The organism is Lachnospiraceae bacterium oral taxon 500 (genome assembly GCA_002999035.1).
In the GTDB taxonomy this organism is placed as follows: Bacteria; Bacillota; Clostridia; order Lachnospirales; family Vallitaleaceae; genus W11650.
The window spans coordinates 246221-268397 of sequence record CP027241.1 but is presented as its reverse complement, the minus strand read 5'-3'; the positions used below and the strand labels follow the sequence as shown (position 1 = coordinate 268397).

Genomic DNA, 22177 nt, shown 5'->3' with positions numbered 1-22177 from the left:
GTTACACGCGGAACGGAATCAAATATTGGCAATGGTAAGAATGGAGACAAAGCAAAAGGAGATAGCAGAGAGAATCGGAGTATCGGCCAGAACAATCCGCAGAGAAATCAAACGAGGGATGGTAGAAGGACTGCTAAGAAGTGATTTAAGGAAGTATAATGAATACAGTCCAGAGAAAGCGCAAGAATTATATGAGGAAAAGCAAAGGAAGAAACAAGGGAATTATAGAATTAACCAGAAAGGATCTGCCCTACCATAAAAAGGGACGATATGAGAGCAAAAAAATTGCCAAAAAGATTAAAAAGCTGGGAGGAAAAAGTATAGAGACAAGGAAAAAAGAAATCAATGACAGAGAAAATGCCTATCATTGGGAAATGGATACAGTAGTTGGAACAAGGACGAGCAAAGCATGTTTATTGGTATTGACCGAGAGGAAGACGAGAAAACAGATAATAAGGAAAATGGAAAGCAAAACAAGTGAATGTGTGCTCAAAGAGATCGAAAAGCTGGAGAAACAATATCTAACGATTCTTCCTCTCCAAAAAGCGGACACTTTATTTTACCATTTATATTTATTACGGCGTAAAAAACGTTGAAAAATAAGGGGATATTCGAATTTTATAAAATAGGTTGCAGACGGGATAAATTCAAAACTCCGGAATTTTCATAGTACTTCGTTGGAAGACGGGAAACAATAAACTTCGGGTGGGGGTGAGCGGAGAGAGTTAATAATCAGAATAATATAAAGAAAATAAGAAAAAGAAGATATAAAATATTAAAAGACAGTTAAAGATATAAAAATTATTAGAGATCGAAAGAATAAAAGAATTAAAAGAGCAGAAATTCCGGAAAAGATAAAAAAATAATAAAATAAGAAAAAGGCTATTGACATTTTGAAATATGTATTGTAATATACAATTAAAGAACGGATCCGGAACGTTCTTATCAAATAAATTGTATAATGTGGTTTCGTGTTATATGATGATTTGAGAAGGGTAACTATTCACAACCGACGGTAAGTGAAAACCGAGCTGGAAAGGAGTGATATTTTATGATGAAACTCCAAAGAAGGTATATAAGGGCAGTGATTTAAACCCTCGTTGTTACTTTCAAGAGAAACCGAAAGATGGAAAGAAAGCGGCTGATATGTTAAAGCAATAAGGAAATGTGGATGAATTAATTATTGTACCGTTTAACTTTTGGCGTGTTTGATTATCAATAGATATGCGAGAGAAGAGAAAACGAATAAGGTTTTCCAAGATTGCAAAAAGATGATAATACCTGAGTAAGAGGAAATCGAAGTAAAGATGATTCCTACAGAAAGAAGTCATAGTAAGTAACATGACGGAGGTATGAAGCTTTAAATGAGAAAGCACATACAGAACTCAGGCTGAATACTTGATAATAAAACAGGAAAAAGCTTTCTGATATCGTTATTTACAGGATCGAGTGACGGGCTGTAGATGTCTGTTTTGAGAAAATGAAGCTGCGATAGTTCAGGTAACAATGAGGTACAGAGACGATCAATTATGAAGAGTGTGTAAAGGAACATTCGGAAAGATGCATGGGCTAAATCTCAAATTAATGATAAGGGATGCCAGATAGGTGGCATGAAAGGTTTTCGGATACTTGGCCGGCATAGGAGTAAATCCATTTGATCGTTGAAGAAAAGTAGTCTTTATAGGAAAGGGAAGAAATGAAAAAACTGAATACGGAAATATAGCCGTCTCGGATGTAGTGAGGCGGCTATTTCGTGTGTAAAATAACAGGAAGGTAGACTTGGGAATGATTCGAATTATCAGTGTAGGTGCGGTCAAAGAAGAATATATTCATCAGGCGGTCTTGCAGGAGGCTGGCCGTATCCGCCAAAGGGAGAAATTAGAGTTACTAGCGGTGGATGATGAAAAGTGTCCGGAGGAGCTATCGGATAAGGAAAAGGAAATGGTCAAGCGCGGGGAAGGTGAGAGAATTCTGCGTTTGCTTCGGCCGGAGGAGAGGGTGATTGCTTTGACTTTAGAGGGAAAAGCCTTTCGACCGCGGGAGTTTGCTGCCATGCTGCGGGGTGAGCCGGTTTGCTTTTTGATTGGCGGAAGTCTTGGCTTATCGCCAGAGGTGAGGAAAAGAGCGGATAGGGAGCTTTCTTTTGGCCCGATGACGTATCCGCATCAGCTGATGCGCTGGATATTGCTGGAGCAGATAGGTCTGGCTTTGCGCTGACGAACATGGGAAAGTTGAGTTTTTTACTTTACAAAAAAATAGAAAGTCTGAAATTTATCATTGATTTTTACCGGAAATTTCGATATACTGATAACACAAGTGGCAAAAGTATGGAAATCCGGCGCGGAGCTTTCCGGCAAAGGGGTTTAGCATCTTTTGGCAGGATTTGCGGAGGTGAGAGCCGAAGCAATTCTGTATTATAGGTGTCAAGTGCTTTTGGCGCCTACATCATACCGATAGAAAAAACCGGACACAAAAGGAGAAAATGGAATGAAATTAGTGTTAGTCAGACATGGTCAAAGCGAATGGAATCTGAAAAATCTGTTTACCGGCTGGACAGACGTTGAGTTGACGGAATTGGGCGTTCAGGAAGCCAAAGAAGGCGGCCGGCTGCTGCGGGAAGGCGGATATGATTTTGACGTTTGTTATACCAGTTATTTAAAGAGAGCAATTCATACTTTAAATCATATTTTGGAAGAAATGGACAGAGAATGGCTTCCGGTTTACAAGACCTGGCGCTTGAACGAAAGACATTACGGGGCGCTGCAGGGATTGAATAAGTCCGAGACAGCTGCGAAATACGGTGAGGATCAGGTCACGATTTGGCGCCGGTCTTTTGATGTTATGCCGCCGGCACTGGAGGAGCAGGATGAGAGAAATCCACGCAATCAGGCAGCTTACCGGAATGAAGATGCAAGCCTTTTACCGCTGACCGAAAGTTTGAAAGAAACGATTGAAAGAGCAGTTCCGTTCTTTGAAGATGTCATCAAGAAAGATATGCTGGCCGGTAAAAGAGTATTGATTGCGGCACACGGCAATTCGTTGCGGGCACTGGTTAAGTATTTTGATAAGATGACAGCCGAAGAAATTATGAAGGTTAATATTCCGACCGGTGTGCCTTTAGTTTATGAGTTTGATGCAAACTTTAACGTCACCGCTAAATATTATCTGGGCGATCAGGAAGAATTGAAAAAGAAGATGGAGTCGGTTGCCAATCAGGGAAAAGCAAAGTAAATAGGACAAAACAAAAGCGAAAGCAGAGAAAATGCTTTCGCTTTTATCGTTAAGGCAAACCGCTTATCAATAGCAAAAATAAATGCCGTTGATTTTGGTGTAGATGGTCTTGTTTTTAAAGGGTCTGGTGTTAAAGAAAATGCAGCTCCCGATTGAGTTTTCACCGCGCAGTACCCGCTTGGCGGCCAGAATGCTGGCGTAATCGGGAATAACCGAAGAAAAACCGGTTTTATGCGCCGGAGTATAATGCGGCGTGCCCGAAGGGGAAACGGCATAAATCACTTCCCATAGGGTGTTGGGATAATACGGATGCCGAATATGATTTAAAATCACGCTGGCAACTCCGTGAAGAGCAGCATAAGAAGTGCCGCCGGCCTCCTTATAAATTAACCGAGCCAAATCTTTGAGTTCCAGATGACTGTAAAAACGTGGAGCCGAGGCTGCCGGGTCAAATGCCCAAACGGAGCAGTTAAGTGAAACTGTATGATATAGGGAATCATAGGTGGTGGTAATATCCAATAGGCTTGCTATAAAAGATAAAGGAACCATCATTGTTCTATTTTGCTGCAACGAGAAAGCCGGCATTTCTCCAAGTACGTCATTATCCAGATAGAGCTTGGAATTGGCAAAAAAAGATAATTTCCGTTCAACCCCGTTGATAGTAAAAACAGTATCGGCTCGCAGGGCTTCCTGATTCCAGGTCAAAACGGAGTTCGGAATCAGCCGGAGGATGGAGCGCAGCGGGACGTAGATGGTTCCGCCGAACTCAAAAGCGTCTGTTTCATTGCGTAAATACCAGTCACCTACTAAAATATCGACCGGCATATAGGGTGAGGCCAAAAAATTATTTAACACGCTTTGCAGTTCGGCGGGCAGTTCAGGACTGCCCTTCGGTTCCGGTTGAGCCGGGGTTTCCGCGGTGTTTTCCTTTTCCTCTGCCGAAGCAGCGCTGTTTTCGGAAACTCCCGGCTGGGATGTTTCGGAATTTTCAGCACTACTTTCGGTAACGGTTGCCGGTGCCGGACTTTCGGTTGTTTGTGCCGGTGCCTGCGCCTGAACAGCAAATGAAAACAGAAAAAGCCCAAAAATGAAAACAGCCCAACGGAAAAACGGTGTTTTTTGATTTTTAAACTCTTTTTTTAAAATATTTTTTGTCATAGATTTTCTCCTTTGATTTTGCCATTATATAGTATGAAACAGAAAATGTAAAGGAAAATAAGAAAATATAAATAAAATACTTGAAACCAGCCGATAAATAAAGTAAAATAGAAGCGATAGTTAAGCTTATGAATTTAAAGCAGGCGCAGTGAATGTAAAAGGCTATGATAGAGTATGAAGCAGACGGATCATCCGGCAGACGGCACGCGGCCGGGATTCATTGTATTGACGAAGTATGAGGTGTAAAATGAGTAAGATAACAGTGGAAGAAATTTTACAAAAGGTGAACGCGATTCCTGCCTTTCCGGCAACGGTCATTAAGTTAATTAAAATGATGGACGATCCGAATGTTTCGGTCAGCAGCATTAAGGAAGTGATTCGAACAGATGAAGGTTTGACGGTTAAGCTGCTTCGAGTCGCCAACTCGGCTTTTTACCGGGGGCGGCGGGAAATCAAGACTATTGAGGATGCCGTAATCGTGCTGGGCCTTAGAACAGTCAAATCCATGATTTTTTCCGTAACGGTCAGTCCTATTTTATCCAAGGAGTTAAGTGGATATGATCTCGGAAAAGAAGCGCTGTGGCGGCAGTCGCAACTGTCAGCCATGACGGCGCAGACGATTGCCAAAAAATGTAAGTTTAAGGAAGTTGATTTGGCATATACGGCGGGCCTCTTAAAGGATGTCGGCAAGGTCGTTTTAGATGAATATGTCAAGAATAATTTTGACGAAGTGATGAAAGAAGTCGAAGAAAAGAATGTAGCCTTTATCGAAGCCGAATCGGATGTTTTAGGCTTTACCCATGCCGAGGTCGGAGCCAAGATTGCCGAGCGCTGGAACCTGCCGCCGGAAATTGTCGAAGTGATTCGCTACCATCATGAACCGTCTAAGGCGGAGCTGAATCCGAAACTGGCGATGATTTGCCATTTGGCGGATGATTTGATTATGATGATGGGGGTCAATATCGGTGCAGATGGCCTGGCGTATCATTTTGATGAAAACAGCTTGGAAGTCTTGGAAATGACAGCGGGCGACGTGACAGAGATCATGTCTGATATTGCCGAGTATGTTGATTTGGAGGAAACCTATTTTTAAAGGGTTAAAAGAATGAACAGCGAGGCTCGGTAAAAATGCGGCTATGTATGCCGCAGAAAAACAGAGCGGAGAGAAACATGGAAAGAAGAAAATCGCAGCCGCAGGAGACGGGAAAAGTTCGAGAGAGAGGACTGGTTCGTCCGGCCGTGCCGGAAGAGGAAAAGGTCAGTGATTTTGAAAAAATACAGCGCATTCTGAAATGGATTCCGATTGTATTTTTTGCGGCGATTATTATTTTGTTTTACTTTTTTTACCTGGTTTTGCGTTTGAATCTGCCGGTATTTATCATTGTCGCGGTGGTGGTAACTATGTTGACCAAGGAAATCGGGACTTTGTTTTTTACCTTTCAGATGCGGCGCCGGCTGCTGGGGCCTTTGGAGAAGATGAAGGCAGCCACCGAGGAGATTGCCAAAGGCAATTACGGAGTAACGATTGACGACTTTGATTCGAATATGGTTGAGGATTTGATCGATTCCTTTAATAACATGAGCCGGGAGTTGAAAGAGGCCAATGAATTAAAGCTCCGCTACGAAAGAAACCGCAAACGCCTGATTGCCGGGATTTCACATGATTTGAAAACCCCGATTACCTCGATTATCGGCTATATTGACGGGATTCAAAGCGGAGTGGCCAAGGACGAGGAGAAGAAAAAGCAGTATTTGGAAATTATTTCCAAAAACGCGCACTATACCAATGACCTGATTAACGATTTGTTTCTTTTTTCCAAGCTTGATATTGACGAACAGGAATATGATTTTAAGCGGATGCTGGCCAATGAGATTTTTGCGGATTTCTTCTTGGAAAAGCAGTTGGAGTTGGAGGAACAGGGCGTTCAGGTAACGATTGAGGATCGGCTTAGGGAAAGCTGTTGGGTGATGCTGGATACGAAGATGATAGCCCGGGTGCTGTCTAATCTGATTCAAAACGGCATTAAATATAACGATAAGGAAAATAAGACGCTGCTCTTTCGGATATGGAATGATCCGCACTGGTTGTGGATTCAGGTGGCGGATAACGGAATGGGGATTCCGTCGGGCGACCTGCAAACCATTTTTGATGTGTTTTATCGGGCGGATTCTGCCAGGAGTAAGGATATCGGCGGGTCAGGATTGGGGCTTTCCATTGCCAAGCAGCTGGTAGAGGCGCACCACGGAGAGATTACAGCGCAAAGTGAACTGGATAAGGGAACGGTCATGACAATCAAGCTGCCAATTGTAGAAATGAGGGATTGATATGGAAAACAAAAAAAGGATCTTGATTATTGAGGACGATAAAAATATTGCCAATCTGGAAAAAGACTTTTTGGAAAGCAATGACTTTGAGGTGGTGATTGAATCCGACGGTCTGCGCGGTATGAAAACGGCGCTGAAAGGCGATTTTTCATTGATCATCATTGATATTATGCTGCCGACGGTCAGCGGTTTCGATTTGCTGATGACGATTCGGGATAAGCTTGATATTCCCTGCCTGATGGTATCGGCCAGAACCGATGATATTGATAAGATCAAGGGTTTGGGATTGGGAGCGGATGATTATATCACCAAGCCCTTTAATCCGAATGAATTGGTAGCTCGGGTAAAGAGCCAGATTTCCCGCTATGACCGCCTGCTCGGCAAAGACAAGGGGCAGGAAGTACTGGAGGTGTCGGGCTTACGCCTGATTCCAGAGTCGCGTAAGGTATTTTTAAATGACAAGGAAGTACAGCTGACCACGACCGAGTTTGATCTTTTGAACTTTTTTATGGAAACGCCGGATATTGTGCATTCCAAGCAAAAGCTGTTTGAAAAGATTTGGGGCGAGGATGAGTTTGGCGACATCAATACGGTAGCGGTGCATATTCAAAAGCTGCGCAAAAAGTTGGAGGAAAATCCGGGCAAGCCGAAAATCATTGAAACAGTTTGGGGCGCGGGTTATCGCTTTAATAAATTTTAGGGTTGCCGGATAAATTGGGATAGGAAGCGCGCAGCACGGCAAATGCGAAGCATTTGTTCTGACGGTGGCAAACGCCGGATAATTTAGGATAGGAAGCGCGCAAGCACAAATGAAAATGACTGTGAAGTAGCGGTATTTTGGCGCGCAGATAGTACATTGCAAAGTATCAGAGAACAGATATGAAGAAAGCAAGAATTATCACAAAAGAATATGATTTAAACCGGGCGAAGCAATTGGCGGAGGAACTGAAGGTTTCTCTGCTAATTGCTAAACTTTTGCTGACCAGACAGATTGCCGATGCGGAGGTAGCCGGACGGTTTTTGCAGCCGCGGCGGGAGGAACTTTATGATCCGTTTTTGCTGGCGGATATGGAGCGGGCGGTTGATTTGATTTTAACGGCTGTGGAAAAGCAAGACAGCATTTGTATTTACGGCGATTATGATGTGGACGGGATTACCGCGACTTCGATTTTGTATTTATTTTTAAAAGCGATTGGCGGGGCGGTGCAGTACTATTTGCCGGATCGGATGAGGGACGGCTATGGTCTGAATGAAGGAGCGGTCAGAGAATTGGCAGGCCGCGGGATTCGTCTTTTGGTGACGGTGGATACCGGTATCAGTGCGGTTCGGGAGGTGGCTTTGGCCAAGGAACTGGGGCTGACGGTGGTGGTAACCGATCATCATGAGTGCCAGGAGCTTTTGCCGGCGGCGGACGCGGTGATTGACCCGAAGCGGCCAGATGATGGTTATCCGTTTAAACAGATTGCCGGTGCGGGGGTGGCATTTAAGCTGATTTGCGCATTGGCTGACCGTTTGCGGGCGGCCGGGGCAAAAGTGGATAGGCAGCCGGATCCATTTGATTATATTGAATTGGCGGCGCTGGGAACGGTGTCTGATTTGATGCCGCTGATAGATGAAAATCGGGTTTTTGTCAAGGAAGCTTTGCAGCGGATGAAAAAAACGGAAAATCAGGGACTAAAGGCTTTGCTGGCGGCGGCGGAGATTGAGCCGGATAAGGTCAGCAGCGGGACGATGGCCTTTCGCCTAGGCCCGAGGCTGAATGCAGCCGGCCGGATGGGGGATGCTTCGCGGGGAGTGGAGCTGTTTATTGCCGATAATCCGGAGCGGGCGACAGCGCTGGCACAGGAATTAAATGAGGAAAATAAGAGGCGGCAGGAAACGGAGAACCGGATTACGGAGGAGGCTTTGGCTAAGATTGCCGAAAGTGGTGATCAGAGCAAGATTCTGGTGGTTGCGGGCGAGGGCTGGCATCACGGAGTGATTGGAATTGTGGCTTCCCGGTTGCTGGAGCGTTTTTACCGGCCGGTGATTGTCCTGGCGATTGAGGGTGAAAAAGCAGTTGGTTCGGCTCGTTCGGTAGCGGGTTTTAATTTATTTGAGGCTCTTTGCAGCTGCAAGGATTTGTTTAGTAAGTTCGGCGGCCATGAGATGGCGGCGGGCATGACTTTACCGGTTAAAGATATTGATGAGTTTCGGCAGAGATTAAATGAATATGCCGAGGATAAGCTGACAGAGGAACTTCTGACGCCGTTGGAGCCGGTTGATTTTGTGATCGAGCTGCCGGAAGTGTCGCTGTCTTTGCTGGAGGAAATGGAGCTTTTGGCGCCTTATGGACAGGGAAATCCGGAGCCAAAGTTTTTGGTTGAGAGTCATTTGGCGGAGATTCGGCAAATGGGCAAGGAAAATCAGCATTTGCGGCTGGGTCTGCGCCGGGGGCGGACGTTAATTGACGGCGTGGCTTTTTTTGAGGGTCAGGAGGCGGATCGGCTGTCGACGGATTTTGAGGTCAAAGCGGCGGGCAGTTTTCAGATTAATGAGTGGAATGGGATAAAAAAACCGCAGCTGATGTTGACTTATTTCAGTCAGGAGGAAAGTATCGGCGGTTTTGCGCTGGAGCTGCATAAGGCGTTACAGGGGGAAGACAGAACGGTTTGGCCGTATGCGGCACCGGAGCGGGCGGAATATAAGCAAATTTATTTGCAGTTGCGGCGTCTGGCGGCAGAAGGGAAGCGGGAGCTTTCCTGGCGGGATTTTCCGTTTTATTTTGGACAAAAGAAGAAGCAGGAGCTGGCGGGAACGCTGGCCGGACTGGCGGTGTTTGAGGAGCTGGGGCTTTGCCGGCAAAAGTGGACGGAGCAGGGCTTTTCGTTTGAACTGACGGCAGGGAAAAAGACGGAGTTGGAGCAATCAAGGATTTATCGGCGCTTGATGGTAGAAGCTAGGTGAGGAGCCGGAAAGGAAAGGGGTTATCATGAATTTAAAAGATGTAATGCGCAGCATTGAGGATTTTCCGCAGAAGGGAGTAATTTTTCGGGATATTACTCCGATTTTGCATGATCCGAAGACACTGCAGGAGGCGGTACGGCAAATGCAGGATGGGATTGGGACGAGTGATTTTGATTTGATTTTGGGGCCGGAATCACGGGGCTTTATTTTTGGCGTGCCGATTGCTTATAATCTGGAAAAGGGCTTTGTGCCGGTCAGAAAGGCGGGTAAACTGCCGTATAAGACGGTGGCCAAGACTTATGATTTGGAATATGGGCAGGCGACGATTGAGATTCATGTGGATGCAATTCAGCCGGGAGATAAGGTGGTAATTGTCGATGACCTTTTGGCGACCGGCGGCACAACGAAAGCGATGATTGAGCTGGTGGAAAGCATGGGCGGCCAGGTGGTCAAGCTGGTGTATTTGATTGAATTGGAGTTTTTAAAGGGCCGGGAACTTTTAAAGGGCTATGATATTCATTCGGTGATTCAGTATTAAGAGAGTGGTTTGCAATGCTTGGGGAGGATTTATGAGAAGGAAACGGAGGACTTGGAGCGCAGTGCTGGCTCTGGGGATGGTTTTGATTTTAGCAGCCTGCGGCAGTCAAAAGACGGAGCCGGCTGCGGATACGAAGGCGGAAAGCGTTCCGGTTAAAGAGGCAGAGAAAAATGTAGAAACGGCTAAGCCGGTTGATCCGTCCGGAACGGTAGTGGTTTATTCACCGCATGACGCAGATCCGTTGAACGATGGGATTAAGCAATTTATGCAAAAGTACCCGGAGATTCGGGTGGAAGTGGTAGCGGCCGGAACGGGTGAGCTGATTAATCGGATAAAAATGGAGGCCAGTCAGCCGGTAGCCGATGTGCTTTGGGGCGGCGGAGCCGACAGTGTAGCCGCTTATAAAGAGTATTTTGCGCCTTATATCTCGGCCAATGATGCCGCTATTCCAGCGGTTTACAAGGATGCCGAGCATATTTGGACGGGGGAGAGTCCGCTGCCGATGGTGCTGTTTTACAATAAGGAATTGATTGAAAAGGCGGGGCTGGCAGCTCCACAGAGCTGGGAAGATCTTTTACAGCCGCAGTGGCGGGGAAAAATTGCTTATTGTGCGCCGGCAAAGTCCGGCTCGGCCTATACGCAGCTGTGTACGATGCTGTTTGGTCATGGCGGGACGGAAAAAGGCTGGGAGTTTGTGCGGCAGTTTTACGCAAACTTGGACGGAAAGCTCTTGGATGCGTCGTCGCAGTGCCACAAGCTGGTGGCGGCGGGTGAGTATTATGTTGGCTTAACCCTCGAAAAAGCAGCCGTTCGATATGCGGATGATAAGAGAGTAGCTTTTGTTTATCCGGCGGACGGAACCAGTGCGGCGCCGGATAGTGTGGCTTTGGTTAAAAATGCGCCGCATCCGGATAATGCTAAGCTTTTTATAGACTTTGTAACCTCGGCGGAGTGGCAGCAAAGGCAAAGCAAAATGTGGGGGCGCCGGCCGGTGCGGGAAGATGTGGATGCCCCGGCGGGAATGGAGAAGTTAAGTGAGATCCGATTGGTGGACTATGATGCGGAGTGGGCGGCCAATAACAAAGAAATTGTGCTGGAGCAGTTTAATGAAATGGCCGAGCAGGAAGAAAACGCAGAGGCGAAATAGTGTTTTGGCCGGTGCGGAAAGTTGAGTGAAATAAGTTTGAAAAGCTGTCTTTGGGGAAAGGCGGCTTTTTTACTTTTGTTTTTTTGTTTTTTTTTATGGATGGCCGTGGATGGCTGATTTTCCGAAAACCGGCATTTGGGGTTGAAAAAGGGAAATAGTTTATTGTATAATGAAAAGGACAAGGAAAACTTTCGCTGAAATTGGCATAGAATAAGGATGGCTGTTAGACAGAAAAGGTTAGATAGCGAAGGGAAAGCTTTTTAAGGGGAGAAAGCCGATTATAGATTTTACAGTGAAAACAGGAAGGACAAATTATGTTATATTTAGTTAGACATGGACAAACGGAATTCAATGTGCAGGAAAGGATTCAGGGTTTGTGTGATTCAGCTTTGACGGAAAAAGGCCGGGCGGATGCCGCCAAGCTGGCAAAAGCCTTGGCAGATGTTGATTTTAAAGAGGTTTACGCCTCTGCGCTGGGGCGGGCAATTCAGACGGCTGAGATCGTGCAGGGCAGCCGGGGATTGCCGGTACATTCTTTGCCGGAACTGAATGAGATGGGTTTTGGCATCTGGGAAGGGCGGACGGTGACGGAATTAAAGCAGATTGGAGCCGGAGATTTGGCGGATTATCGGTATCATCCGCAGAATTATCTGCCGCCGGAGGGCGGACAAAGTTTTGCCGAGATGTTTAAACAGGTTGAAAAGGCAGGGCATTTTTTGTTTGAAAGAGCCAAAAATCAGGATATTTTGGCGGTATCACACGGTGCATGTATCAAGGCGTTTTGCTGCTTCTGGCAAGGGAAAAAAATAGACGAGGTTTGGGAGCCGCCGCTGATTGAAAATACCGGGTTGACCCTGATTGATTGCAGCGGTGAAAGGCCGAAGTTTGTGCTGATTGGTGATTTGAAGCATTTGCAGGAATGATAAGGGTAGTGGTTGCCGGGCTGATTGGATTCTTGGATGTATAAAAGAGAATAGCGAGGTGATACAGGTATCTCTCCATCCACCGAAAGTTGTTTGCCGGCATCTATTCCCATGCGGGCCGTATCCGAGATTACAACATTACGAAAAAGGAATGGGTGCTTGATGGGGCGACGGTGCTTTATGGCAGTGCCACTGAGCTTAGGGCTACATTGGACTATGATTTTTCTGAAGAGAGAAAGTTTTCTTATAAAAATCTCTCGATGAATGAAATTATTCACCATCTTGCAGTATTCGTTTCGAGGCTGTGGCAGATCCATGTATTTGGTGAAGGCAATACCAGAACGACAGCGGTGTTTTTTATCAAATACCTGCGCGCGCTGGGCTTTGATGTAACGAACGATATTTTCGCTGATAATGCATGGTATTTCCGAAATTCTCTTGTCAGAGCGAACTACAATGATCTGAAAAGCGGGATTCATGAGACGACAGAGTATCTGGAGCTATTCCTAAGAAACCTTCTTTTGGATGAGCGGAATTTGCTTCAGAACCGGACTTTGCATATTAGCGGGGCATTCAAAGAAGAAGTAAAACCGGACATTAAAATCACGAAACCGGACATTGAGAAAATAAAACCGGACATTGAGAGAAAGTTTCAGCGGAAAACCGCAAATCATATTTTGCAGCTCCGAGAAGCATTTGCAGGACAAATAATCTTTGGGCGTTCGGATGTGATGAGGGTGATAGATATCAGGCCGTCCAGAGCATCGGAACTGCTGAGAGATATGGCGGAACGAGGAGTGATTGAGCCGGTGTCCGGACGCGGAAAAGGAAAATACCGATTCCATCAGGATGAGGGCTGAGACGCGCAATACTATGTACTTGCAGAGATGAGAAAGAGTTGAGGGGGAGATTTCGATTTTAGGAACAAGGAACCAATGGGCGAGAGATGGCGTGAAAAATTGAAATAAGGAATCGCAGGAAAGCCGAAGAATCAGGGAAGGCTTTGGTTTGATTGGCATTTTGGGCAGAAGGGAGGACGGCAGATGGATCAGGAGTTGAAAAAAATTATTGAGAGCAGCAATAATATTGTCTTTTTTGGCGGTGCCGGAGTGTCGACCGAGAGCGGAATTCCGGATTTTCGTTCGGCGACGGGGCTGTATAATCAAAAGCACCAAACGACTTATGCGGTTGAGGAAATGCTGAGCCATGCTTATTTTATGCGGCATTGCGAGGAGTTTTATGATTATTATAAAAATCATCTGCTTTTTCCGGAGGCCAAGCCCAATCAGGCGCATATTGCTTTGGCGAAGTTAGAGGCTGCGGGGAAACTCAAGGCGGTGATTACCCAAAATATCGACGGCCTGCATCAGGCGGCCGGATCGAAAAATGTGCTGGAGCTGCATGGCTCGGTTTATCGGAATTATTGCATGGATTGCGGCCGGAAGTATGAGCTGGAGGATGTTTTAAGTCAGAACGGAGTGCCGAAATGCGGGCATTGCGGCGGGATTATCCGACCGGATGTAGTGCTTTACGGGGAAAGCCTTGACCAGTCGGTGATTGAGCGGGCGGTCAGGTATATCGCACAGGCCGAGGTCCTGATCATCGGCGGCACGTCGCTGGTGGTTTATCCGGCTGCCGGGCTGATTCAGTATTTTAGGGGGAAAAGCCTGATCCTGATCAACCAGCAGGCCACGCCGCAGGATGGTAATGCCGATTTGGTGATTCATGAGGCGATTGGGAAAGTGCTGGGGGAAGTGGTGGAGTAGGGGGAGGAAAAGTTTAAGTAAGCCGGAGCGGCAATTGAAAAGCTTTAAAAGGGTTGACAGCAAGCAGGGGGTAAGGTAAAATGAAGAATGGCAAAGAGGGAAAAAATCTGAGGATTCCGTTGGTATCCGTGATTATTCCGGTATATAACGGAGCAAAGTATATTGAAAAAGCCATTGCTTCTGCCTTAGCGCAGGAACTTCCGCTGGAAATTATCGTGATTGACGATTGTTCCACTGATGGCTTGCCGGAAATGTTGAAAAAAAGCCGTTACTGGCCGTTGATTCATTATATTCGTAACAGCCGGAATCAAGGTGTGGCCATTTCCAGAAACAGGGGGGTGGCTGCGGCCAAGGGCAGATATATTGCCTATCTGGATGCCGATGATTGGTGGCGGAGGGGAAAACTGAAAGCGCAAATGAGCCTGATGAACGTCAGGCAATGTGTATTAAGCTATACCGCCAGAGAATTGATGGATAAGGATGGCCGTTCTTTAAAGAAAGTAATTGGGGTAAAAGAAAAAGTAAATTACAAACAGCTTCTGTACCATAATATCATTCCTTGTTCTTCCGTAGTAATGAAGCGGGAGGTTGCCTTGGAGTTTCCTATGCGGCGAAGTGATTTGCATGAGGACTATTTGCAATGGCTGAGTGTACTAAGAAAATATGATGCGGCTTATGGCATCAATCAGCCGTTTTTGATGTCGCGCATGACGGAAGGCGGTAAATCCCGAAACAAGTGGAAATCTATTTATATGACTTATGGAGTTTATCGGGAAATGGGGATCGGCCGGATAAGGTCGGCGTGGCATCTGATGTGGCACTTAGGAAACGGGATAGTGAAATATGCAAGGAGAGGGTAGGTAAATGAATCAAAGCGAGCCCTTAAGAGTACTTCATATTATTGAAAAAATCGAAAAAAATAATGGTGTCACAGCAGTGGTGCTGAATTATTTCAGGCAGATCAATAAAGAAAAAGTGATATTTGACTTTATTACTCATGGAGATTCCGAGCAAGATTTAGTAAAAGAAATTCTCGATTTGGGTGGTAGAATTTATCATTTTCCGGAATTGTCTTTTCGGAATCTAAGAACATGCAGTCAGAAAGCAGAGATACTATTTCACAGGTGTGGTTACCAGATCGTACATTGTCACATTCCAAATGCTGCATTTATATATCTAAAAGCAGCAAGAAATGAAAGGGTTCCAATTCGTATTATACATAGCCATAACTCAAAAGGCGCGGAAACAACAATAAAAAAACTGCGGAATGATATTTTGCATAAAATAGGAAAGTATTATGCCAATCAGAAGATGGCATGTTCGAAAATGGCAGCAGATTACTTATTTGGAACGATCAGAAAGGTCTTTTTGCTTAATAATGCAATTGATTTAGAAAAATACAAATTTAGGAATGAAGACCGGCAGATGATAAGGAATAAGCTGCATTTAGACGAAAAGATTGTTTTGGGGCATGTGGGACGATTTTCGCTTCAAAAAAATCATGTTTTTTTATTGGAAATTTTAGAAAGACTGATCAGGAAAAATGAAAAATATCGTTTGTTACTGGTAGGTAATGGTGAACTGGAAAAGGGTATTAAATCAATAGCAAAACAAAAAAAAATACAAGATTATATTATTTTTGCGGGAGTTCAAAAGGAAGTATCTAAGTATTTATGTGCCATGGACTTTTTCTTACTGCCTTCTTTGTTTGAAGGATTGCCGGTAGTGGGAGTGGAAGCACAAGCAGTAGGACTTCCTTGCTTTATGTCGGACAAGATTACGAGGGAAGTAGAAATAACAGAACAGGTTCGATTTTTGAACCTGAATGAAGAAATATGGGTAGAAGCAATTGAAAACCATAAGGAACAAAACAGGGATCAAATGGTTGAAAAGATTATAAATAATTTCACGGTAGCCGGATATTGCATTCAAACGGAAGCGGAGCGGTTGGTGGAGTATTATTTCAAGTTAACAAATAGTGATATCTATAGAATGATGAGGCTATAAATTAGGGAGTAACTATTGTGAATAGGATAAAAAGAACAATACAAGCATTTTTAAAATATAGAAATTTATTAAGAGAGTTAGTAATTAGAGATATAAAAATAAGATATCGAAAATCCTTTCTGGGATTGCTTTGGACAGTGCTAAATCCTTTATTAATGATGATTGTAATAACTTTTGTTTTTTCTACTTTATTTAAGTCAGAAATTGAAAACTTTGCTGTATATTTTTTAAGTGGTAATATTTTGTTTTCACTAAATTCAGAAGCAACTATACAAGCACAGTTATCTGTTTTGAGTAATGGAGCGTTGATAAAGAAAGTATATATTCCCAAATATTTATTTCCCTTATCCAAGGTATTATCAGCCCTTGTTAATTTCTTTTTTGCATTTATTGCGGTAACAATTGTAATGGTAGTGACTCAGGCTGAATTTCATACAACAATGTTATTATCTTTTGTACCGGTATTGTATTTGACATTATTCTCAACCGGTTTGGGACTGCTTTTATCGGCACTAACTGTTTACTTTAGAGATTTGACACATTTATATAATGTATTTATTTTGGCTTGGATGTATTTAACACCTGTTTTTTACCCAATTGACATTGTTCCTGAAAGCAGCCGAGCAGTAATGGAATGGAATCCGATGTATAAATTTATTACATATTTCAGAATGCTGATTTTAGATGGTGCTATCCCAAGCTGGCAAATGAATTTAGAATGTTTGCTCTTTGGACTGATAAGTTTAATAATTGGAATGTATGTGTTCTATAAAAAACAAGATAAATTTATTTTATACATTTAGGATCTGAAAAGAAACTTATGATTGAGGATGACTATGAAGAATGTAATTGAGTTAGAAAATGTATCAATGATGTTTAACTTAAGTAAAGAGAGGGTAGATAATTTAAAAGAGTATGCAATTAAGTTAATCAAAAGAGAGTTGATGTTCCAAGAGTTTTGGGCATTAAGAGATATCTCATTTCAGGTAAAAAAAGGAGAATCCATTGGCCTTATCGGATTAAATGGTTCTGGAAAAAGTACCTTACTTAAGATCATTGCCGGGGTACTAAAAGCGACAACCGGAAATGTCAAAGTAGAAGGTTCAATTGCTCCTTTAATTGAATTGGGAGCCGGCTTTGACATGGATTTATCGGCCAGAGAAAACATATATTTGAATGGTGCTATATTAGGATATTCCAGAAAAGAAATTGCTGGAAAATTTGAAGAGATTGTAGACTTTGCAGAACTATGGGAATTTATTGATGTCCCTATAAAAAACTTTTCTTCAGGAATGCTTGCGCGCCTTGGATTTTCGATTGCTACAATATCACAGCCGGATATTTTAATTGTGGATGAAATTTTATCAGTAGGTGACCTTGCGTTTCAAAAAAAGTGTGAAAAGAGAATTGCTAAAATGATGGAAAATGAAACAACAATTATTTTAGTTTCGCATTCTATGGAACAAATAAAAGAAGTTTGTCAAAAAATTGTGTGGCTTGAAAAGGGAGTAATTAGAGAAATCGGAAATGCAAACAGCCTTGCTGGCAGATATATAGAAGAGTATCAGTGATGCAGAGGAAAAGACATGGGATTTAACTATCAAAGAGAACCGGGAAAAGAGAAGCAGGATAGAGGATTAAACAAGAAAGAAAAACCGTTGGTAAGTATTATCACGGCATATTATAATGCAGAAAAATACTTTGAGCAGACATATAACTGTGTTTTAAATCAGACGTTTCCCTGGTTTGAGTGGATTATTGTTAATGATGGCAGTACAGATAAGATAGATAGGTTGGAAGAATTCGTAAAAACTGATCCGAGAATTATATTATATCATAAAGAAAATGGTGGTCCGGCTTCGGCAAGGAATTATGGAATCAACCGGGCGAAATCAGAGGTAATTATTCCATTAGATAGTGATGATTTAATAGAGCCTGTTTTTTTAGAAAAATTATATTTTGGATTATATTTTAACAAAGAGTGTAGCTGGAGTTATACAGATTCGGTTGGATTTGGGACACAGCAATATTTGTGGAAACGAACATTTAGCAGTGAGCAGATGAAGAATATAAATTTATTGGTCAATGCAGGGGCGATTCGCAAGCATGATTTTGAAGAAATTGGATATTATGAGGAAAATGGAAAGTATTATCATGAAGACTGGGGGGCTTGGCTTAAGTTACTGTCAAAGGGGAAAAAGCCGGTACATATTGAAGGCTATGATTTTTGGTATCGCCGGAGTGAAGAAGGAGCAATGACATTAACCGAAGGCGATAAAAAGAATCGAAAACGCTCTCAGGAAATCATTGAAAAGATTGCAAAAGATATTAAGCAAGAGATAAAAGCAATTGAATTTCCAGTAATGGAAGAAACGAATTGCTTTGCTGTTCCTCAAAAAATAGAGTGGTCATTTCCGGTTTATGAAAAAAAGGATAAAACTAGGATTTTAATGTTATTGCCTTGGTTAGAAATGGGAGGTTCCGATCTTTTTAACTTAGAAGTAGTCAAAAAATCCAACAAAGAGAAGTATGAATATAGTATTATAACGACATTGCCAAGTGAGAACACATGGAAAGACAGATTTCAAGATTATGTGCCAGAGATATTTGAACTGCCTCAATTTTTAGAGATGAAAAACTATGCGGCATTTATCAGCTATTTTATTCAAAGTCGGGAAGTAGATGTATTGTTTTTGAGCAATTCATATTATGGGTACTATTTAATACCATGGCTGAGAAAAGAATTTCCGGAGTTAGCAATTATTGACTATGTCCATATGGAAGAATGGTATTGGAGAAATGGTGGATTTGCGCGTGTTTCCGGTGTGATGGGAGAAGTACTGGAAAGAACGTATGTGTGTAATGGCAGGACGCAACAGATATTGGAAGAACATTTCGGAAGAGAAAAAGGCAGTGTTAAAACGTTATACATTGGAGTAGATAAAGAGAAATTTCAAAGAGAAAAGGTGGGACAAGAAGAAATTGAAGAACTGAAAGAGAAATTTCAATTAGGAGAAAGAAAAGTAGTTTTATTTCCGTGCCGGATTCATCCGCAGAAACGTCCGTTTTTGTTGTTGGAAATTGCAAAAGAAGTAAAGGAAGCTGTTTTTTTAGTAGTGGGAAATGGACCGCAATTAGAGGAAATGCAGCAAAAAGTGCAGGATAGTGGTCTTGGGGAAAGAATAAAGTTTGCAGGCAGAGCAAAAGACATGCGTTCATACTATGCTTTGTCAAATATTACGTTGATTTGTTCCTTAAAGGAAGGATTGGCACTGACAGCATATGAATCCTTGGCGATGGGAGTACCGGTAGTCAGTTCGGATGTTGGAGGGCAGAAAGAATTAATTACCGAGGAAGTCGGAAAAATAATTGCGTTAGGGCAGGAAGAGGAGAAAGACTTAGATAATCGGGAGTTTTCGAAAGAAGAAATCCGAGAGTATACAGAGGCGATTAAAAGCTTGTTGACTGAGGCGGAAGAAGACGGAGCTAAAAGGCGGCTTGCTTGTCGAAAGAGGATTGAAGAAGGATTTTCAACGGATAATATGATTGTGAATTTGGAGAGAGAATTGGAGGAGGGGCAAACAAAGGAAAGGAAAAGGGAGAGAAAAGAGAAATCGGAAGAACTTAGAAAATATTCGAAATTGGCAGAGGACTACCTAAGCCTTTATGTAGAGTATGAAGCGCTGGGAGCCTCTTTTAAAAATAATCATTCTCCAAATATGAAAAATGAACTGATACGGATTGCAAACTCAAAATGGGGGAGAAGATTAATTAGTTTAGCCTTTAAATTAAGAGTGAATAAGATTTTTAAATAGATATGAGGGATGAAAAATGGAGAACCGAGTTACAGTTATAACATTGTTTGATAAGTATGAATGTTTGTATAAAACTTACTGCAGCTTACAGAAGCAAAAAAATATAGATTTCCAATGGCTTATTATTGCTAAAATGGAAGATAAAATGGAATTGGGAAAAATAGCTTCATTGGATAATAGAATTTTATTACATTTAAGTGAGAACTCGGATATTCTTGAAGTAGAGCAGGAAGTTTTTCGGCAAATTAAATCGGACTATATCTTTTTTTTGCCGGAGGGAAGTGTCATAGGAAATACTTGGCTGGAAGAACTTCTATATCTTTTGTATTTTAATCCGAAGTTTAAAATGTCATGCGTTTTAAATAAAATCTGTGCTACTGAAGAAAATATAAACTTTTTTATGATAAAAAAAGATGGGTTATGTCAGGAGATATCAATTAAAGAGAGTATAAAGAAGTGGAATCAGATTATATATATAGAAAAAACATACGAGGATAAAAAATGTAGAGAATTAAAAAATAAATGGGTTGGTGAGTCCATATTAATTAATACTTATGTTCCCGGATTAGAATTTATTAATTTCGAAGATATGAATTATTTAGAAAGATTTAAATTGATTAGACAAGTAGAACAAGAGGAAACTCATTCTTTAGAACAAAGAGAAAAAATAAGTATATTACTTTTAACACAATGGTTAGAAATAGGCGGAGCAGATGCTTTTAATTTAGAGTTTGTTAAAAGAGTTAACAAGGAGAAGTTTGATGTTAGAGTCATTACTACCCAAAAAAGTGTTAATGTATGGAAATATAAATTTGAAGATGAAGTAGAAGAAATTATGGATTTATCTTGCTTTTTAAAAAAATCAGATTATATCGATTATATTTTAAAGTTTATAGAAACAAGAAATATAGATATTGTTTTTATTTCCAATTCATATATTGCATATTATTTTTTGCCTTATATAAAAAAAAGATTTCCGAAAGTGGTTTGCATAGATTTTGTCCATACAGAAGAGTGGTACTGGAGAAATGGCGGGTTTGCAAGAATTTCAGGAATAATGGGTGGACTTTTATCGAAATCTTTTACAGGAAGTGTAAATACTAGAAAGGTATTAACAGATGTATTCAATAGAAAAAATGTAGAACAAGTATATGTTGGCGTGGATACAGATATTTATAAAAATAAAGGAATAGGGGATATAAATGTTAGATCAAGGTTTAATGATAAAAAGATAATTCTTTACATTGCCAGATTAAATAAAGAAAAGAGACCTTTGTTAATGTTGGAAATAGCAAAGCAGCTTATAAAAATAAGGAGAGATATTGTTTTTTTAGTAGTAGGAGATGGTCCGGAATTTAATAAAATGCAAAAGTTTATTGCAAAAGAGAAACTTGAAGACTTTGTAGTATTAGAAGGCTATCAAGATAATTTAATACCATATTATGAAAGTGCAGATATATCATTAATTTGTACGTTGGTGGGGATTACTTTTGTTACTTACCAATCTTTAGCAATGGGCTTGCCAGTTGTATCGAGCAGTTCAGGTGGTCAGGATGAAGTGATTACAAATGATGTTGGCAGAGTAATTCAAACATCTGTAAAAGAATATGAAATAGATGTTGATGAAGTTAATCAATATGTAAGTGCTATTGAAGAGTTGTTGTCGTCAGAAGAAAAATTGTTACAAATGAAAAGCAATTGCAGATTAGTCGCACAAGAAAGATTTTCGATTAATCAGACGGTTTTTAAATTAGAACAAGAATTTATTAAATTGTCTAAAAAAGAAAGTGTCGAAGAATCACAATCAATTAATGAGATAGACTTTGAGCCGCTTCAATTGTATGCGCTATATGAGGAAACTGAGAGTAATTGGGAAAAAGCCAAAAAATACTACTTGGATCAAATTGATAGTAAAGAGAAGATCCTAAAAAGTCAGGGAAAATTTATTATAGAATTTGAGGAAGCCAAAAAATACTTTCTCTCAGAGATAAGTGCCCTTAAAGAAGCAAAACAATATCATTTAGGACAAATAGATAATCTTCATGAAGCAAAAGATTATTACTTAAAAGAAATAAGTAATAAAGATAGAGAATTGCATGAACTTATGGAAGCAAAACGATATTTTTTAGATCAGATAGAAATAAAAGATGGTGAGATTAATAAATTAAAAGAGATAGAGAAAAAATATAAAATCCAAGAAGAACAGATTCGTGAATTGAAGAATACAATAGAAAAGTTTAATTATAAACTAAAAATTTTGACAGAAGATAAAAGTATTATGTGGATAATGAAGTTAAAAAAAATAAACCTTTGAAAGGAGA

The 22177-nt window shown here is 41.6% G+C and carries 19 protein-coding genes and 1 pseudogene; 19 read left to right on the top strand and 1 reads right to left on the bottom strand.

What is annotated here, in order from left to right; genetic code table 11:
- Positions 1-31: 31 nt before the first annotated feature.
- The 4 genes from C3V36_01330 (at position 32) to C3V36_01315 (ending at position 3231) form a co-directional block, all read left to right on the top strand.
- On the top strand, positions 32-259 hold the full coding sequence (locus C3V36_01330; GenBank protein AVM68024.1) for a hypothetical protein: 228 nt from the start codon (positions 32-34) through the stop codon (positions 257-259).
- Positions 260-1785: 1526 nt separating this feature from the next.
- Positions 1786-2217 carry a 23S rRNA (pseudouridine(1915)-N(3))-methyltransferase RlmH gene (locus tag C3V36_01325; protein ID AVM68023.1) on the top strand — a complete coding sequence of 144 codons (432 nt, stop codon included), beginning with the start codon at positions 1786-1788 and terminating at the stop codon, positions 2215-2217.
- A gap of 5 nt (positions 2218-2222) precedes the next feature.
- Positions 2223-2420: a hypothetical protein gene (locus C3V36_01320; protein AVM68022.1), complete on the top strand. Its 198-nt coding sequence runs from the start codon at positions 2223-2225 to the stop codon at positions 2418-2420.
- Between the two features lie 67 nt (positions 2421-2487).
- A complete protein-coding gene (locus C3V36_01315) occupies positions 2488-3231 on the top strand; it encodes a 2,3-diphosphoglycerate-dependent phosphoglycerate mutase (protein AVM68021.1) in 744 nt (247 codons plus the stop codon).
- A gap of 66 nt (positions 3232-3297) precedes the next feature.
- On the opposite strand, the gene C3V36_01310 is transcribed toward C3V36_01315, so the two are convergent.
- A complete protein-coding gene (locus C3V36_01310) occupies positions 3298-4389 on the bottom strand; it encodes a hypothetical protein (protein AVM68020.1) in 1092 nt (363 codons plus the stop codon).
- Between the two features lie 235 nt (positions 4390-4624).
- Here C3V36_01310 and C3V36_01305 point away from each other — a divergent pair, with 235 nt between their 5' ends.
- The 15 genes and pseudogenes from C3V36_01305 to C3V36_01235 all read left to right on the top strand — a co-directional run bounded on the left by C3V36_01305 (position 4625) and on the right by C3V36_01235 (position 22170).
- Positions 4625-5482, top strand: coding sequence for a hydrolase (locus C3V36_01305; protein ID AVM68019.1), 858 nt, complete (start codon positions 4625-4627; stop codon positions 5480-5482).
- Positions 5483-5517: 35 nt separating this feature from the next.
- Entirely contained in the window at positions 5518-6714 is a 1197-nt protein-coding gene (locus C3V36_01300) for a two-component sensor histidine kinase (GenBank protein ID AVM68018.1), read from the top strand.
- Position 6715: 1 nt separating this feature from the next.
- Positions 6716-7414 carry a DNA-binding response regulator gene (locus C3V36_01295; protein AVM68017.1) on the top strand — a complete coding sequence of 233 codons (699 nt, stop codon included), beginning with the start codon at positions 6716-6718 and terminating at the stop codon, positions 7412-7414.
- A 179-nt stretch (positions 7415-7593) separates the two neighbouring features.
- Positions 7594-9660, top strand: coding sequence for a single-stranded-DNA-specific exonuclease RecJ (gene recJ / locus C3V36_01290; protein ID AVM68016.1), 2067 nt, complete (start codon positions 7594-7596; stop codon positions 9658-9660).
- 22 nt (positions 9661-9682) lie between these two features.
- On the top strand, positions 9683-10198 hold the full coding sequence (locus C3V36_01285) for an adenine phosphoribosyltransferase (GenBank protein AVM68015.1): 516 nt from the start codon (positions 9683-9685) through the stop codon (positions 10196-10198).
- Between the two features lie 31 nt (positions 10199-10229).
- Positions 10230-11345 (top strand): iron ABC transporter substrate-binding protein, encoded by a 1116-nt coding sequence (locus C3V36_01280; GenBank protein ID AVM68014.1) that lies wholly within the window; start codon positions 10230-10232, stop codon positions 11343-11345.
- 314 nt (positions 11346-11659) lie between these two features.
- A complete protein-coding gene (locus C3V36_01275; protein AVM68013.1) occupies positions 11660-12268 on the top strand; it encodes a hypothetical protein in 609 nt (202 codons plus the stop codon).
- Between the two features lie 68 nt (positions 12269-12336).
- Positions 12337-13128, top strand: a pseudogene (locus C3V36_01270) (cell filamentation protein).
- Positions 13129-13311: 183 nt separating this feature from the next.
- Positions 13312-14034: an NAD-dependent protein deacylase gene (locus tag C3V36_01265; protein AVM68012.1), complete on the top strand. Its 723-nt coding sequence runs from the start codon at positions 13312-13314 to the stop codon at positions 14032-14034.
- Positions 14035-14141: 107 nt separating this feature from the next.
- A complete protein-coding gene (locus tag C3V36_01260) occupies positions 14142-14894 on the top strand; it encodes a glycosyl transferase family 2 (GenBank protein AVM70392.1) in 753 nt (250 codons plus the stop codon).
- A 4-nt stretch (positions 14895-14898) separates the two neighbouring features.
- Positions 14899-16041, top strand: a complete 1143-nt coding sequence (locus C3V36_01255; GenBank protein AVM68011.1) for a glycosyltransferase family 1 protein — start codon at positions 14899-14901, stop codon at positions 16039-16041.
- A gap of 26 nt (positions 16042-16067) precedes the next feature.
- Positions 16068-16844 (top strand): ABC transporter, encoded by a 777-nt coding sequence (locus tag C3V36_01250; GenBank protein ID AVM70391.1) that lies wholly within the window; start codon positions 16068-16070, stop codon positions 16842-16844.
- A 33-nt stretch (positions 16845-16877) separates the two neighbouring features.
- Positions 16878-17612 (top strand): teichoic acid ABC transporter ATP-binding protein, encoded by a 735-nt coding sequence (locus tag C3V36_01245; protein ID AVM68010.1) that lies wholly within the window; start codon positions 16878-16880, stop codon positions 17610-17612.
- Positions 17613-17627: 15 nt separating this feature from the next.
- The gene (locus tag C3V36_01240; GenBank protein ID AVM68009.1) at positions 17628-19856 is read left to right on the top strand and encodes a glycosyl transferase family 2; all 2229 of its coding nucleotides are present in this window, start codon (positions 17628-17630) and stop codon (positions 19854-19856) included.
- A 16-nt stretch (positions 19857-19872) separates the two neighbouring features.
- Entirely contained in the window at positions 19873-22170 is a 2298-nt protein-coding gene (locus C3V36_01235; GenBank protein ID AVM68008.1) for a hypothetical protein, read from the top strand.
- Positions 22171-22177: the final 7 nt, after the last annotated feature.

Bases quoted from the DNA above. Each gene is read 5' to 3' on its own strand.
- C3V36_01330 (AVM68024.1), top strand. From the start codon at position 32: ATGGTAAGAATGGAGACAAAGCAAAAGGAGATAGCAGAGAGAATCGGA.
- C3V36_01325 (AVM68023.1), top strand. From the start codon at position 1,786: ATGATTCGAATTATCAGTGTAGGTGCGGTCAAAGAAGAATATATTCAT.
- C3V36_01320 (AVM68022.1), top strand. From the start codon at position 2,223: ATGGGAAAGTTGAGTTTTTTACTTTACAAAAAAATAGAAAGTCTGAAA.
- C3V36_01315 (AVM68021.1), top strand. From the start codon at position 2,488: ATGAAATTAGTGTTAGTCAGACATGGTCAAAGCGAATGGAATCTGAAA.
- C3V36_01310 (AVM68020.1), bottom strand. From the start codon at position 4,389: ATGACAAAAAATATTTTAAAAAAAGAGTTTAAAAATCAAAAAACACCG.
- C3V36_01305 (AVM68019.1), top strand. From the start codon at position 4,625: ATGAGGTGTAAAATGAGTAAGATAACAGTGGAAGAAATTTTACAAAAG.
- C3V36_01300 (AVM68018.1), top strand. From the start codon at position 5,518: ATGCGGCTATGTATGCCGCAGAAAAACAGAGCGGAGAGAAACATGGAA.
- C3V36_01295 (AVM68017.1), top strand. From the start codon at position 6,716: ATGGAAAACAAAAAAAGGATCTTGATTATTGAGGACGATAAAAATATT.
- recJ (AVM68016.1), top strand. From the start codon at position 7,594: ATGAAGAAAGCAAGAATTATCACAAAAGAATATGATTTAAACCGGGCG.
- C3V36_01280 (AVM68014.1), top strand. From the start codon at position 10,230: ATGAGAAGGAAACGGAGGACTTGGAGCGCAGTGCTGGCTCTGGGGATG.
- C3V36_01275 (AVM68013.1), top strand. From the start codon at position 11,660: ATGTTATATTTAGTTAGACATGGACAAACGGAATTCAATGTGCAGGAA.
- C3V36_01265 (AVM68012.1), top strand. From the start codon at position 13,312: ATGGATCAGGAGTTGAAAAAAATTATTGAGAGCAGCAATAATATTGTC.
- C3V36_01255 (AVM68011.1), top strand. From the start codon at position 14,899: ATGAATCAAAGCGAGCCCTTAAGAGTACTTCATATTATTGAAAAAATC.
- C3V36_01245 (AVM68010.1), top strand. From the start codon at position 16,878: ATGAAGAATGTAATTGAGTTAGAAAATGTATCAATGATGTTTAACTTA.
- C3V36_01240 (AVM68009.1), top strand. From the start codon at position 17,628: ATGGGATTTAACTATCAAAGAGAACCGGGAAAAGAGAAGCAGGATAGA.
- C3V36_01235 (AVM68008.1), top strand. From the start codon at position 19,873: ATGGAGAACCGAGTTACAGTTATAACATTGTTTGATAAGTATGAATGT.